We start from the raw sequence: 12654 nt of genomic DNA, 5'->3' as shown, positions 1-12654 counted from the left end.
GCGAGGATGAAGCATCGGTGGTGGTTTTGGTTGATGCTCCTTTTCATCATTATGACAGGGTGTGCTGGTGGAGAAAAGAATGACTTAGAAAAAGTGGGTCTGCTATTATCTCACCCGATTGATGACCAAGGCTGGAATAGCAAAGCATATCAAGGGATGTTAAATATTCAATCAAGTCTTGGCGTCGATGTTTATATTAAAGAAGATGTTCAAACAATGTCTTCTATAATGGAAGCGGTTAATGAACTTCATGATGAAGGGGTAAATTTAATTTTTGGTCACGGAATACTATATGCAGATTACTTTATGGATTTAAAAAGGTCCTATCCAGATGTTCACTTTGTTAGCTTTAATGGAGAAGTCAGTGGTGAAAACATAACTAGCTTACATTTTAAAGGGTATGCGATGGGATATTTTGCTGGAATGCTATCTAGTAAAATGTCAGAGACAAACACAGTCGGTGTAATTGCTGCGTTTCCATTTCAACCGGAAGTAGATGGTTTTAAAGATGGAGCAAGCTTTCAAAATGATGATATTGAAGTAATGATTGAATTTGTTGAAAGCTGGGTCGATGAGGAAAAGGCGGTTGAATACTTTCGCAAAATGAAAAGTGAAGGTGCTGATGTTTTTTACCCAGCAGGAGACGGTTATCACGTGACAGTAGTTGAAGAAGTGAAAAATGAAGGGTTATATGCAATAGGCTATGTTGGTGATCATATTGACCTAGGTGAGTCAACGATCTTAACAAGTACCGTTCAAAGAGTAGAAAAGTTATATGAATACGTAGCAGAGGCTTATAAACAAGGTGAGCTTGATAATGGGAATTTATATTTTGATTTCAGTGAAGGTGTCATTACATTAGGTGAGTATAGCTCAGAGGTTCCTGAGGAAGTTGTTCAATGGATTGAAACTCATATTGAAAGATATATAGAAACAGGGAAATTCCCCCATGAAAAATAAAAAAATGAAAGGCAACACGTTTAACATTAAGTTTGACGTGTTGCCTTTTTATTGTGGTTTTTATTAATATAAGCACTCGAATCCGTTTACAGGCGCACGCTTTCACCTCAAGGCACAAGTGCGACATCTATTCAAGCTTCACTTCGTTTGCTTTCATAGTGTCTTCTTTGCCGCAGGCACGGCCTCAACTTCCCAAAACTCATTTTATGTGTTTTGGGGGATTTTCGGCTCGTGCTATTCCTGCTGGAGTCGCCGCCTTTCACTTCTTCGAGTAATATATTCAATACGAGTTCCTCCCCAACGTTACCATGTTTTTCACCGTATGAAATTGGCAAGCAGTCGGTTAAACTGGCAATGGAATGGATGAAGTAGCTTTAAAATTAAAACTGTTATAAAAGATGTTTTCTTTAGGTACAAATAAACAAGTTTAGATGCTCGGAAGCAGTAGAAATACACGTAGACTGTCTCTTCCTCTAATAGCTTTGCTCTGATGTTTTATCCGTCCACCGGGCAAAGCGTCACGTCCTGTGACATGCCCGGTATTAGGACGTCCTGTCCGTCGAGACAAATCGATGTTTTCTCGATGAACCTACGCTCTTTCTTGCGGAAACAGCGACGAACAAAGCTTCTTCGAGAAGACTATGAGTTGCTCCTGCGCCGCTACGCTTGCTCGTCGCAGGTAAAGAGTGCTTCGACGCATTCAGCTACATAGCAAGACTAGAAGAGGAAGAAGCAGGATGCAGAAGATCCACTTTGGAAAGAAATGAGTTTTCTTTCCAAAGTTAGCTGAAGCCGTGCCTGCGGAAAGCGAAGTGTATTTCAACTGCTTCTCAACAAATATAAAGGAGATAATTCAGGCGCGGATTACCTCGAAAAATAAGTTGTTATTTTCGGTTTTCTCCCTTTAAACGGAACTATTTGGTTGAATATCATTTGCTTTTTTATTTGCAAACGTTCATCATGTAACTTAAAGCAATTTTGCAAGGAGGAATTGGTGTGTCAGAAAGACCAAAAGCATTAGAAAAAATGGCGAAACGAGTCATTGAAGGGTACGAAGCCGTGCATGAAAAAAAATATGATAAAGCGCGTGAAACGTTAGAGCCAATTAAACCATTTTTACACCAAGAAGAGCAGCCGAATGTAAAGTTTTTATCTTATTTAGCAATTGCTCAGATTGGTTCTAAAGCGATTGATGATTTTTTAAAAACGTACGAAGAGTTGCAAACATTTAAAGGGAAAAATGACCAAGAAGAGAAATTAAAAGCTCGTGTTGATGAAATGTTTGTGGAATTAATGGAAGCGATGAATGAAAAAAGCTAGTCAAATACAATGGGACAGGCGCACACGACAGAATGTCCTCATATGCTAGTAAGGAGAATCACAATAGAAAATGATTTGACTTACAGTTAAAGGAGGTTTTTGCAGTGTCGCACTCTCCTATGTATCAACAACAATGGATGCGAAATGGAGGTCATGGACACCACGGCGGACATGGTCACCATCACGGGCACGACCAACGTTTCTTCCCTGCCATTCCATTTATAGGTGGATTAGCAATTGGGTCGGTTTTAACTGGTGCTTTTAACCGTCCTCCACATGGCTACCCAAGACCATATTATTACGGTCCATCATACGGACCTTCTTACGGACCTTCTTACGGACCGAATTATGGACCGATGTATGGACCAAGTTATGGACCTTCTTACGGCCCGAATTACGGACCTTCGTACAGCCCTCATGGCCATAGCTTCGGTCAGGGATATTAATAAGTTAAAGAAAGAGAGTTACGATAGAGCGCGAGCTCTCGTAACTCTCTTTTTCTTATTGCCTCTTTTGAAGCCTGATTTACCTTCGTTTAAGATCTGTCCATTAAGTAAAACGCAAGAAAATGATGAACAAATCAAGGTCGTGATAAATATTTTTTATATGAATAGTTATTTTCATGGGTGGCAACATTTAAGGATATTCACGAAAACCGTAATTCAATGATTGCATTTTATTTAGTACTAGGTCATAATATTAACTATAAAAATCATCTAATAAGATTGATGGAGGAGGAGAAGGGATGCCAGCAGGAGTTATTGGTATGGGTACTTACGTCCCTGAGAAAGTAATTACAAATAAAGAGTTAGAGACCAAGATAGATACATCAGATGAATGGATTCAAACACGTACTGGCATTAAAGAACGACGAATTGCTTCAGGAGAAATTGATACATCACATATGGCATTCAATGCGGCAAAAGAAGCTATTCAGGATGCAAATATCTCACCTGATGATATTGATCTCATTTTAGTGGCAACTGTTACACCTGATCAGCCTTTTCCATCCGTTTCATCAATGCTTCAACATCAGTTAGGAGCTACGAATGCAGCAGCAATGGATATAAGTGCTGCTTGCGCAGGATTTATTTACGGTATGGTGACGGCTAAACAGTTTATCGATTCAGGTGCCCACAACAATGTGCTTGTTATCGGTGTTGAAAAACTTTCAAAAATTGTAGATTGGGAAGATCGTAATACAGCCGTACTTTTTGGTGATGGAGCAGGGGCAGCTGTCATGGGCCAAGTTTCTGAAGGAAGAGGAATTCTCTCCTATGATTTAGGATCAGATGGTAGCGGTGGAGAGCATATCAAACAAGATGAATTCTTAAGAATGAATGGACGCGAAGTTTTTAAATTTGCTGTTAGACAAATGGGAGAGTCTTCATTAAGTGTTGTAGAGAAAGCTGGATTAACGAAAGAGGATGTCAATTTCATTATCCCACATCAGGCAAATATTCGTATCATGGAATCTGCACGGCAAAGGTTAGAACTTCCAATTGAAAAAATGTCAAAAACAGTTGACCGTTATGGAAATACATCATCGGCATCAATCCCACTTTCATTAAAGTATGACCTCGAACATGGTAAAATTAAAGATGATGATGTGGTTGTTCTTGTTGGCTTTGGAGCAGGATTAGTGTGGGGATCAGTTGCTTTAAGGTGGGGACGGTAAACATTTTAGATGAAAGTTCGATATTGAAAGGAGTAATAGACGATGGAAAAGAAACGAGTCGTTGTAACAGGTGTCGGGGCAGTCACTCCATTAGCAAATGATGTACAAGGCACTTGGGAACGTTTAATTAAAGGTGAATCTGGAATATCTAAAGTATCGAAATTTGAAGAAGGGCAATTTCCTACAGCCGTAGCAGCAGAAGTGAAAGACTTTGATCCTGGTACTTTTATGGACCCGAAAAATGCTCGTAAAATGGACAGGTTTACACAGTTTGCAGTAGCTAGTTCATTAATGGCAGTGCAAGACGCAAACTTAACGATCGATGAATCAAACGCAAACCGTGTAGGAGTTTGGATTGGCTCAGGAATTGGTGGAATGGAGACTTATGAAAAGAATTTCCGCCTTTATGAAAAAAGGGGTCACCGCCGTGTTAGCCCATTTTTTGTACCAATGATGATCCCCGATATGGCTTCAGGCCAAGTTTCGATAACATTAGGCGCAAAAGGTGTTAACTCATGTACAGTTACCGCTTGTGCATCTGGAGCGAACTCTATTGGTGATGCATTTAAAGTCATACAGCGCGGAGATGCTGATATTATGATTACCGGTGGAGCAGAAGCACCGATTACTGAGATGGCCTTTGCTGGTTTTAGCTCAGCAAAAGCAATGTCTACGAATCCAGATCCAAACACAGCAAGCCGTCCGTTTGACATTAATCGCGATGGTTTTGTTATGGGAGAAGGTTCAGGAGTTCTCGTATTAGAAACGTTAGAATCAGCAAAAGCACGAGGTGCTCACATTTATGCTGAGATTACAGGTTATGGTGCAACTGGTGATGCATATCACGTTACAGCTCCTGCCCCAGAAGGTGAGGGTGCGGTACGTGCTATGAACGAAGCATTAAAAGATGCAAACATGCAGCCTGGAGAAATCACTTATTTAAATGCTCACGGTACGAGCACAGAGTACAATGATAAATATGAAACGATCGCTGCGAAAAACGTATTTGGTGACCACGCTGAAAAGCTAGCGATTAGTTCAACAAAGTCAATGACTGGTCATTTATTAGGTGCGGCTGGTGGAGTGGAAGCTGTCTTCTCGGTAAAGGCAATTGAAGACGGGATTATTCCACCAACGATTAATATTGAAACACCAGACCCTGAATGTGACCTTGACTATGTACCAAATGAAGCTAGAGAGCAAGATATTCAGGCAGTTATGAGTAACTCACTAGGATTTGGTGGGCATAATGTTGCTTTGATATTTAAGAAATACACAGAATAGTATATGCGAAAAAGCATGAGATCCCGTTGGTAGGTCTCATGCTTTTTTCTTACCAAAAAAAGAACGAACTTCAATTATAGAAGCTCGTTTAACATTCTTTATGAATCATTTGAAGGCGTGTTAGAAGGTTTGTCTGTATTATTTTCGGCAAGCTCACTTTCTGATTCGAGACTGGTTAATAAAAAGTTTTGTAATGCTTGCTTATTTTTTTCTTTATCTAACTCTAATACTGCACCGGCATGCGAATAAAATTCATTACGGTACCCATCTTCAATAGGTAAAGTCATCGTTTCAATGTCATCAACTGAATTTAAAAAGAAATCACGTCCATAACTAATTAGCTTTTGATTACTGATATTTGTTTGTATAAATGGTTCTATTGATCCAAGTATTTGAGGAATACGACGAACACCACTAATACTCATTAATTCATCTTTTAAGATCGTCATAACTTGTTGCTGACGTCTCACACGTCCAAAGTCATTTTCGTGATCATTACGGAAACGAACGTACTTCAATGCATCATTACCATCCATCGTTTGTAATCCTTCAGCGAAATTAATCGTAAGGGTACCTGCTCCGTCTTGATAGAACATTCTTCGTTCAACATCGACTTCAATTCCTTCAGGTGATAACGTATCTACTATACGTGTAAACCCATTAAAGTCTACTTGTGCGTAGTAATGAATGTCAATGTCGAAATTCTCATCAATCGTTTCACGTAATAGTTCAAGACCACCTAAAGCATAAGAAGTGTTTATCTTGTTATCACGATAGCCAGGAATGCTTACGTACATATCTCTCATAAATGAAACAAGTCGTGCTTCCCCTTTACTAGGGTGATATTGTGCAAGCATGATTGTATCTGTTCTAGCATAACCTTCTTCGTCATCTAAACCTACAAGTAAAACATTAATGTAGTCTAATGAGTCATCAGAAGAATTGAATTCAATATCTTCGTCATCAGAAGGAGATCTCCCACTATCTTCAAGCTCACTTAAAGACTCTTGGCGTGCTTGTTCGTATTCATTTTTTGCGACGTTTGCTGTAATAAGTCCACCTAAAATAACTAGTAAAAATACGAGAAGAACTACTCTTTTCCATGTTGTAAATTGTCTTTTTCGACGGTTTCTTGCCATTTATCGTCACCTCTAACTTAGTTAGATTATATCAGAAGACCCCACATGTTTCATTGATGAATTTTTAATTTATAATAAATGAATCAATTTCATAACTCAAAATATGATGCGAAATTCCGAATGATGAGTGTGAACTTCACTTCAGACGGACGCTTTCCCGAGGGCTTATCTTCAGCTAACTTAGGCTCAACAACTCTTCGCCTAAGTGGATCTTCAGCTCGTTGTTCCTGCGATTACTCGTCACAGATAAACAGTGCTCCTGCGGTTACTCGTCGCAGCTCGAAGCAGTTCGAAGAAGTATTGCTCGTCGCTGATCCTCCGGGAGTCGCCGTCTTTTGTTACGTCCAATTCCAAATAAAACGTACATTTAATGAAATATTTATAATATCATTCGTTTCACTGCGCAAAAAACGTAATTATGAAATTCATTCAAATAAGAAGAATATTCATTAAAGGGTTGAGAAAACAATCGTCTCTGTGTTGGAATCTCAGTCTTGAGACGGAGGGAGAACCAACCTCGCGTCCGTTTTTTCTATTAAAAAGAAACGTTATGATGAATACAACAAACTGAAATCCTATCAAGATTAGATTTACAGCTATTTCATTTTTATTCTGAAAAATGGATTGGCGTATTCACGTCAAGCAGATAAAATATATGTAAATGGATAGGAGGGAGTGAACCTCTTATTCTTCCTGACAAAAAAGGAGAATCGTAGATGAAAAATATATTAGGTTTTTTAATATTAGCAACAGGTATTGTTTTTCTGCTTTCAAATATAGGGTTCATAGAAACAGAAGCAACTAGTATATTCGCGATGTTTTGGCCAGTGCTTATCGTGTTAATCGGACTAAAAATTTTTTTTGAAGGTATCATTTATTTCATCCATAGTTTACGTAGAGATAAATGGCATATTGGTAAATTAGTGTGGGGAAGTATTGTCTTAGTTGTTGGAGTCGTTCTTTTAGGGAACAACACAGGCTGGATTGATTTTGGTTTTCGCGAACTATTTCATGTCCTATGGCCGCTTTTAATCATTTATATCGGTGTGAAAGTTTTACTTGATCGTAATGGAGATGTCGTCATTAACGTAGGTGGAGATCAGGCAAGAAAAAATAATAAATCGGAAAATAAAACGGCATTTTCCAATCATAAAAAAAGAGAAACGCAGTGGAACGAAAGAAAAAAGTATCAACAGTTTCTAGGTGACCTTTCATTAGGAAGGCAACCGTGGGAGCTTGACGGAGCAGATATTTCAATGGGGATAGGTAGTGTCGATATCGATTTAACGAAAGCTGTGTTAAAAGAAGGAGAAAACATCATTGATGTTAGTGGTTGGATTGGATCTGTTGAAATTCTTGTACCACGCGATATGGCAGTCAAAGCATTCGTTGATGTGCGTATTGGTGAAGTGACATTATTTGATGATACGTACTCGGGGACAAGTAGGAATGCGACCTACACTAGTCCAAACTTTTATGATGCGGAGAAACAAGTCATTCTCTATGTTCATTTGAATATTGGTGATGTGGAGGTTTTAACCATTGACTAATCGGTTGAACTTAAAACGAAAAAAATGGTTGAAGCCACATCACAAGGTAAACAAGAAGCTAAAGGGGATATTATGGGACCTTCTTCGTCTTCAATTTAAAGTTGCCCTGACAGGTGCAAGTGCCTTACTTATTATTTATTTCATATTACAAGGGTTTGTAACTATAGGCGTTCATTCAGATGAAACGGCATTTGTCATGTTATTGTCTGAACCAATTCTGATGCTTAGTATAACAATTGTTTTCACTTTGATTTTTTTAACAGCAGCAGTGATTTATTCGTATACATATGCTTCAGGGTTAAAACGAGCAATTACGCATATCATCCATCAGCTTAAACAATTCCAACGTGGAACATTTAGGCAACAGTTACACGTTGATCGTGACGATGAAGTAAAGGAATTAAGTGTTCAAATCCATCACTTAACCAAAGATGTAGAACAGCAAATACGTTCTATGAGAAGGGTTTTGAACGAAAATGCTACGTTAATTTCTGAAGCAGAGCGGGCGGCAAGCCTAGAGGAGAGAAGGAAGTTAGCTCGAGACCTACATGATGCAGTTAGTCAAGAGTTATTTGCCGTTTCCATGTCGCTTGGAGCAATGCCCAAAGTGATTGAAAAAAACCCTGAGAAAGCAAAGCAATTATTTCAGCAAACAGAGAAGATGGTTCATCACGCTCAACAAGAGTTGAGAGCATTAATTATGCACTTACGTCCAGTTACTTTAGAGGGAAACGGGTTAAGTGATGCTTTAGAATCAATATTAGATGAGTTGAGAAGGAAGCACCCTCAATTACAAATTAGCTGGTCTTTATTAGAGCTACCAAATTTAGAACCCGGGGTAGAAGAACAGTTATTTCGAGTGATACAAGAAGGAATTTCAAATGCATTACGACATGCTAACCCGAAGTCTTTGACATTAAAAGCTGTACGAAAAACAGAACAGCTACTTCTTATTTTAGAAGATGACGGTATTGGCTTTGATATGGAGAGTGACGATAGTCAAATGAGAGTAAGCTATGGGCTTAATTCAATGGAAGAAAGGATTGTAGAGTTAGGTGGGCATTTTTCCATTGTATCTTATCCAAGTAAAGGAACGAAATTAGAGTTCCGTATTCCTTTAACAGAAAATGGAACAGGGGGAGATGAATAATGGGTGAAAAGATCAAAGTACTAATTGTTGATGATCATGAGATGGTTCGCATGGGTCTTGTAACATACTTATCAGTTGAAGACGATCTAGAAGTAGTAGGAGAAGCGTCTGATGGTAAAGAAGCTGTTCGTAAAGCTAAGGAATTACAACCAGATGTGATCTTAATGGACCTTTTGATGGATGGGATGAATGGAATCGAAGCGACAAAACAGTTGCAATCAGAAGAAAAGATAAAAATCATTGTCCTAACAAGTTATTTAGATGATGAAATGCTTTTTCCTGTTATTGAAGCAGGTGCTTTTGGTTATCTTTTAAAAACGTCAAGTGCACAGGAAATAGCTGATGCGATTCGAAAAGCACATAAAGGAGAGCCAACATTTCAAGGGAAAGTGACACAAAAAATGCTTGAACGAATGCACTCATCGCAAAAACATGAAACATTAACGAAAAGAGAAAAAGAAGTGCTTGCGCTCATAGGAAAAGGAATGTCAAATAAAGAAATAGCAGATACGTTGTATATTGGAATCAAAACGGTTAAGACACATGTCAGCCATATATTTGCAAAATTAGAGCTAGAAGACCGAACACAAGCAGCGATCTATGCAAACAAACATCATTTAATTTAAGAAAGTGTACATATTTCGACAGGACATTTACCGCATTGTAAATGTCTTTTTAAAAATCCTACATCATGAACCGTAATATATCCGTCATTTACAGATAAGATGTGATCACGCTTTAAATCATTCAACATACGATTGACCGTTTCTCTACTCGTACCAATGAAATGAGCAATTTCTTGATTGGTCAATTTTTTTGTAATGAGAATACCATTGTCTTTCTTTTTGCCGTATGAGTTACTAAAACGGATTAAGATCGAATACAGTGCACCTGTTTTTCCATAAAGAAGTAAATCAGAAAACTTAGCTTGCGTAGACTGTGTATTTCTGGCAAATAACTTAATGAATGCGGTCGCAATTTCACCATTTTGCGTAAAGAGTGCTTCTAATGTTTTTTGATCGAAGCGGATAAGTTCACAATCTTCGACAGCCTCAGCAGTCATGCTTGAGCTCATATCGTTAAATAAAGAAAATTCCCCAACGATATCATCTTTCTTCTTCAAGTGAAGGAAGAATTTTTTTTGGTCGATTGTCATTTTACTCAATCGAATTTCTCCAGATTTTACAAGATAAATGTATTTTGCTGTTTCACCTTCGTAAAAAAGCGTGGAGCCGGCACGTACATGATGTTTAAATCCATGAGTTAATAATATATCTCGATTTTCTTTTGAAAGTTGCTGAAAAAAAGGAACATATGAATTTTCACTTTGTTGAACGTCCAATTTTAAGCCTCCTTCCACTTTCATCGTTAGCATTATAGTCATTTTAGCATAACATATTTATAAGAACGATGTAGTGAATTAGGTCACGTAAGGGGGAAATTATAAGATGCCGGTTATTCATACAACAGAGTGGATGCTTCAACTTATTCAAGAAAGTGATCATCGAAGAGGGGACGAGAGCATACCTAGATTCTCTAAACTTTTTGAACAAATACCAGAATGGACAGATGACCAATGGATTGCATTTTTATACCAAAATGGTTTGAAGCCTATACACTTGATGACGAGGAAAAAATTAGCCCAATGGCATCAAACAATGAAACTAAACAAGTTAGAAAGGCATTGGCAAAAACTTAAAGAAGAATTTTCTGGACCAGATGCAAAAATATTTATATTTCCGGTAAACGATGATCATTCAGTAATAATGGAAAGCTTACGTGGCAAGAACGGCGTGTCATTTCCTACATTTCTTTTATTGTTTTATTCTGAAGATATCCCACTAAAAGAAAAGCTAGCATTACTCACACATGAATATCATCACGTTTGTAGACTTCATTACCAAAACCATACTGAAGAATCAGTTTCTTTATTAGAATCGATGATTATGGAAGGGTTAGCAGAAATTGAAGTTGAACGTACCTTAGGAGAAGAGTATAAAGCACCATGGACAAATATTTATACAACTGATGAAATAAAACATTGGTGGAAATATGTTCTTGAAAAGCGTAAAGATTTAATCGGTAGAAGAAACCACCATATCTATATGTTTGGTGGGAAGTATGGGATTCCAAAATGGATAGGTTATCGAACGGGATATGAGATTGTTAAATCATATTGTGATAAACATGGTTTACCTAATGCTAAAAATTTATTAAAAGAAAGTCCAGAAGAGTTATTACGACTTTCATCTTTATAACAAATCGATTGACGTCTTTATAGAAAAGAGGTCTTTTTTCCCTTACACCAATCATATATTTTAAATAGGACAGGCTGAAGAAACGACAAGAAAGGAGGAAGGGGGAGAAACGAGTGATGGTCCGCTTTTTATTTTTATTTATCGGATTTGGTTTAGCTGTCACAGGAGGGGTTAGCTTAGTTGCCTATTTAAATTTGTTAACAGTTGGTTATTCCGTTGTAGAATATTTCTTGTTCCTCATCGGTCGTATAGAGTTTTATATTTTTATTATCGGATTATTAATTGTGTGGGGGATGCTTTACTTGCCGTTTCGCATGAAATGAGATAGATTAGATTTAATTTTATCGCAAAACTGTGGAATAAATTGGTTTTCACCTGACAATACTGTTCATAAAATGAATCGTATAAAGGGGTTGACCTCATGCTCCACATGCGCGATGTATGGGTAAATTGGTTTGAAGGCGAAGAAAATGGATATAACGTTTGTGAGTTTTTTGAATGGCGAAAAGAGGACAAGATTGAATTAGTTGATCAAATAGCTGTGATTAAAATTTCTGAAGCGTTATTTGATTATATTGAAAACACGTTGTTGGAACTACCAGAAGAATTGTTGGCTGATGTGTATAAACAAAGCTACGTTCGCCGTAAAAGTGAGCGTGTTGAAATGGAATATTGCTTCTTAGCCACTGACGGAGTAAGAACAATTATTGTAGATACGATTGGTTATCATACACCAATACGTAAAAGCCGTATGGTCCCTAGACAAGAAGAGCAGCTATTTCAACTAATATCCTCAGAGCCAGTCAGAGAATACTATATGGATTATTTAGACTGTGAAAAACAATATCATATTTTGTCCCCAGATCCATTATTAATGAAGGGGCTTGTAAGGAAGGAAAGACAGTTGAAACAACTTCTTTTCATGGCTTTAGATCAGCTTTATAAAGAAGCCAGCACAGCTGAAATCCGCTATTGGTATACAGAATGGGCTGCTGATAAATATTTAGAGATTCAGCAAATGAGTTTTGAAGAAGCATGGAACGAGCTGTATGATGAGATCAGAGAAGGTTGGTCAAAAAAGCATGAAGAATATTGTTTAACGATGATTAAAGGACAACCTTTCTTTGAAAAGCTATGGGAAATTCAAACAGGAGAAGGAAGAAAGGTTCAATAGTGTACATAAATAGTAAAGCGTGGTCATTTGATCACGCTTTCTTTTATGGGAGATTGTAAAATTTAAGTTTCTCACGGATAAATTGAGATTTTCACGGATAAATTAAATTTCTCACGGATAAATTAAGTTTCAATAAGAAAA

General features: G+C 37.7%; 13 protein-coding genes. 11 read left to right on the top strand and 2 right to left on the bottom strand.

Going from position 1 to position 12654, the window contains the following annotated elements:
- Nucleotides 1-6: 6 nt before the first annotated feature.
- The 5 genes from LGQ02_RS14070 (at nucleotide 7) to fabF (ending at nucleotide 5242) form a co-directional block, all read left to right on the top strand.
- Complete coding sequence (locus LGQ02_RS14070) at nucleotides 7-960, top strand: BMP family ABC transporter substrate-binding protein (protein ID WP_226514987.1); 954 nt, start codon at nucleotides 7-9, stop codon at nucleotides 958-960.
- 996 nt (nucleotides 961-1956) lie between these two features.
- On the top strand, nucleotides 1957-2280 hold the full coding sequence (locus LGQ02_RS14065) for a hypothetical protein (RefSeq protein ID WP_226514986.1): 324 nt from the start codon (nucleotides 1957-1959) through the stop codon (nucleotides 2278-2280).
- 104 nt (nucleotides 2281-2384) lie between these two features.
- Nucleotides 2385-2726, top strand: a complete 342-nt coding sequence (locus LGQ02_RS14060; protein ID WP_226514985.1) for a hypothetical protein — start codon at nucleotides 2385-2387, stop codon at nucleotides 2724-2726.
- Between the two features lie 299 nt (nucleotides 2727-3025).
- Complete coding sequence (locus LGQ02_RS14055; RefSeq protein ID WP_226514984.1) at nucleotides 3026-3958, top strand: beta-ketoacyl-ACP synthase III; 933 nt, start codon at nucleotides 3026-3028, stop codon at nucleotides 3956-3958.
- 42 nt (nucleotides 3959-4000) lie between these two features.
- Nucleotides 4001-5242, top strand: coding sequence for a beta-ketoacyl-ACP synthase II (gene fabF, locus LGQ02_RS14050; RefSeq protein ID WP_226514983.1), 1242 nt, complete (start codon nucleotides 4001-4003; stop codon nucleotides 5240-5242).
- 98 nt (nucleotides 5243-5340) lie between these two features.
- On the opposite strand, the gene LGQ02_RS14045 is transcribed toward fabF, so the two are convergent.
- A complete protein-coding gene (locus tag LGQ02_RS14045; RefSeq protein WP_226514982.1) occupies nucleotides 5341-6381 on the bottom strand; it encodes an LCP family protein in 1041 nt (346 codons plus the stop codon).
- Between the two features lie 716 nt (nucleotides 6382-7097).
- Between LGQ02_RS14045 and liaF the strand changes: the two genes are divergently transcribed.
- The 3 genes from liaF to LGQ02_RS14030 are packed head-to-tail and all read left to right on the top strand — an operon-like array spanning nucleotide 7098 to nucleotide 9707.
- Nucleotides 7098-7931, top strand: a complete 834-nt coding sequence (gene liaF / locus LGQ02_RS14040) for a cell wall-active antibiotics response protein LiaF (RefSeq protein WP_226514981.1) — start codon at nucleotides 7098-7100, stop codon at nucleotides 7929-7931.
- A complete protein-coding gene (locus LGQ02_RS14035) occupies nucleotides 7924-9081 on the top strand; it encodes a sensor histidine kinase (protein ID WP_226514980.1) in 1158 nt (385 codons plus the stop codon). The genes liaF and LGQ02_RS14035 overlap by 8 nt, the downstream gene beginning before the upstream one ends.
- Nucleotides 9081-9707, top strand: a complete 627-nt coding sequence (locus tag LGQ02_RS14030; protein ID WP_226514979.1) for a response regulator transcription factor — start codon at nucleotides 9081-9083, stop codon at nucleotides 9705-9707. Before LGQ02_RS14035 ends, LGQ02_RS14030 begins: the two co-directional genes overlap by 1 nt.
- On the opposite strand, the gene LGQ02_RS14025 is transcribed toward LGQ02_RS14030, so the two are convergent.
- The gene (locus tag LGQ02_RS14025) at nucleotides 9704-10423 is read right to left on the bottom strand and encodes a Crp/Fnr family transcriptional regulator (RefSeq protein ID WP_226514978.1); all 720 of its coding nucleotides are present in this window, start codon (nucleotides 10421-10423) and stop codon (nucleotides 9704-9706) included. The two genes, LGQ02_RS14030 and LGQ02_RS14025, sit on opposite strands and share 4 nt — an antisense overlap.
- A 106-nt stretch (nucleotides 10424-10529) precedes the next feature.
- On the opposite strand from LGQ02_RS14025, the gene LGQ02_RS14020 reads away from it, so the two are divergent.
- The 3 genes from LGQ02_RS14020 (at nucleotide 10530) to LGQ02_RS14010 (ending at nucleotide 12513) form a co-directional block, all read left to right on the top strand.
- Nucleotides 10530-11339, top strand: a complete 810-nt coding sequence (locus LGQ02_RS14020) for a DUF2268 domain-containing putative Zn-dependent protease (RefSeq protein ID WP_226514977.1) — start codon at nucleotides 10530-10532, stop codon at nucleotides 11337-11339.
- 116 nt (nucleotides 11340-11455) lie between these two features.
- Nucleotides 11456-11662: a YuzI family membrane protein gene (locus LGQ02_RS14015; RefSeq protein ID WP_226518323.1), complete on the top strand. Its 207-nt coding sequence runs from the start codon at nucleotides 11456-11458 to the stop codon at nucleotides 11660-11662.
- 98 nt (nucleotides 11663-11760) lie between these two features.
- Nucleotides 11761-12513 carry a DUF3603 family protein gene (locus LGQ02_RS14010; RefSeq protein WP_226514976.1) on the top strand — a complete coding sequence of 251 codons (753 nt, stop codon included), beginning with the start codon at nucleotides 11761-11763 and terminating at the stop codon, nucleotides 12511-12513.
- The last annotated feature ends 141 nt before the right edge of the window (nucleotides 12514-12654 follow it).

It is taken from the genome of Bacillus shivajii, from assembly GCF_020519665.1.
GTDB lineage: Bacteria > Bacillota > Bacilli > Bacillales > Salisediminibacteriaceae > Bacillus_CA > Bacillus_CA shivajii.
This window is presented reverse-complemented; position numbering and strand designations above follow the sequence as displayed.

Excerpts from the sequence above, each read along its gene's own strand:
- LGQ02_RS14010 (WP_226514976.1), top strand. The coding sequence starts at position 11,761 with ATGCTCCACATGCGCGATGTATGGGTAAATTGGTTTGAAGGCGAAGAA.
- LGQ02_RS14030 (WP_226514979.1), top strand. The coding sequence starts at position 9,081 with ATGGGTGAAAAGATCAAAGTACTAATTGTTGATGATCATGAGATGGTT.
- LGQ02_RS14045 (WP_226514982.1), bottom strand. The coding sequence starts at position 6,381 with ATGGCAAGAAACCGTCGAAAAAGACAATTTACAACATGGAAAAGAGTA.
- LGQ02_RS14020 (WP_226514977.1), top strand. The coding sequence starts at position 10,530 with ATGCCGGTTATTCATACAACAGAGTGGATGCTTCAACTTATTCAAGAA.
- fabF (WP_226514983.1), top strand. The coding sequence starts at position 4,001 with ATGGAAAAGAAACGAGTCGTTGTAACAGGTGTCGGGGCAGTCACTCCA.
- LGQ02_RS14070 (WP_226514987.1), top strand. The coding sequence starts at position 7 with ATGAAGCATCGGTGGTGGTTTTGGTTGATGCTCCTTTTCATCATTATG.
- LGQ02_RS14055 (WP_226514984.1), top strand. The coding sequence starts at position 3,026 with ATGCCAGCAGGAGTTATTGGTATGGGTACTTACGTCCCTGAGAAAGTA.
- LGQ02_RS14015 (WP_226518323.1), top strand. The coding sequence starts at position 11,456 with ATGGTCCGCTTTTTATTTTTATTTATCGGATTTGGTTTAGCTGTCACA.
- liaF (WP_226514981.1), top strand. The coding sequence starts at position 7,098 with ATGAAAAATATATTAGGTTTTTTAATATTAGCAACAGGTATTGTTTTT.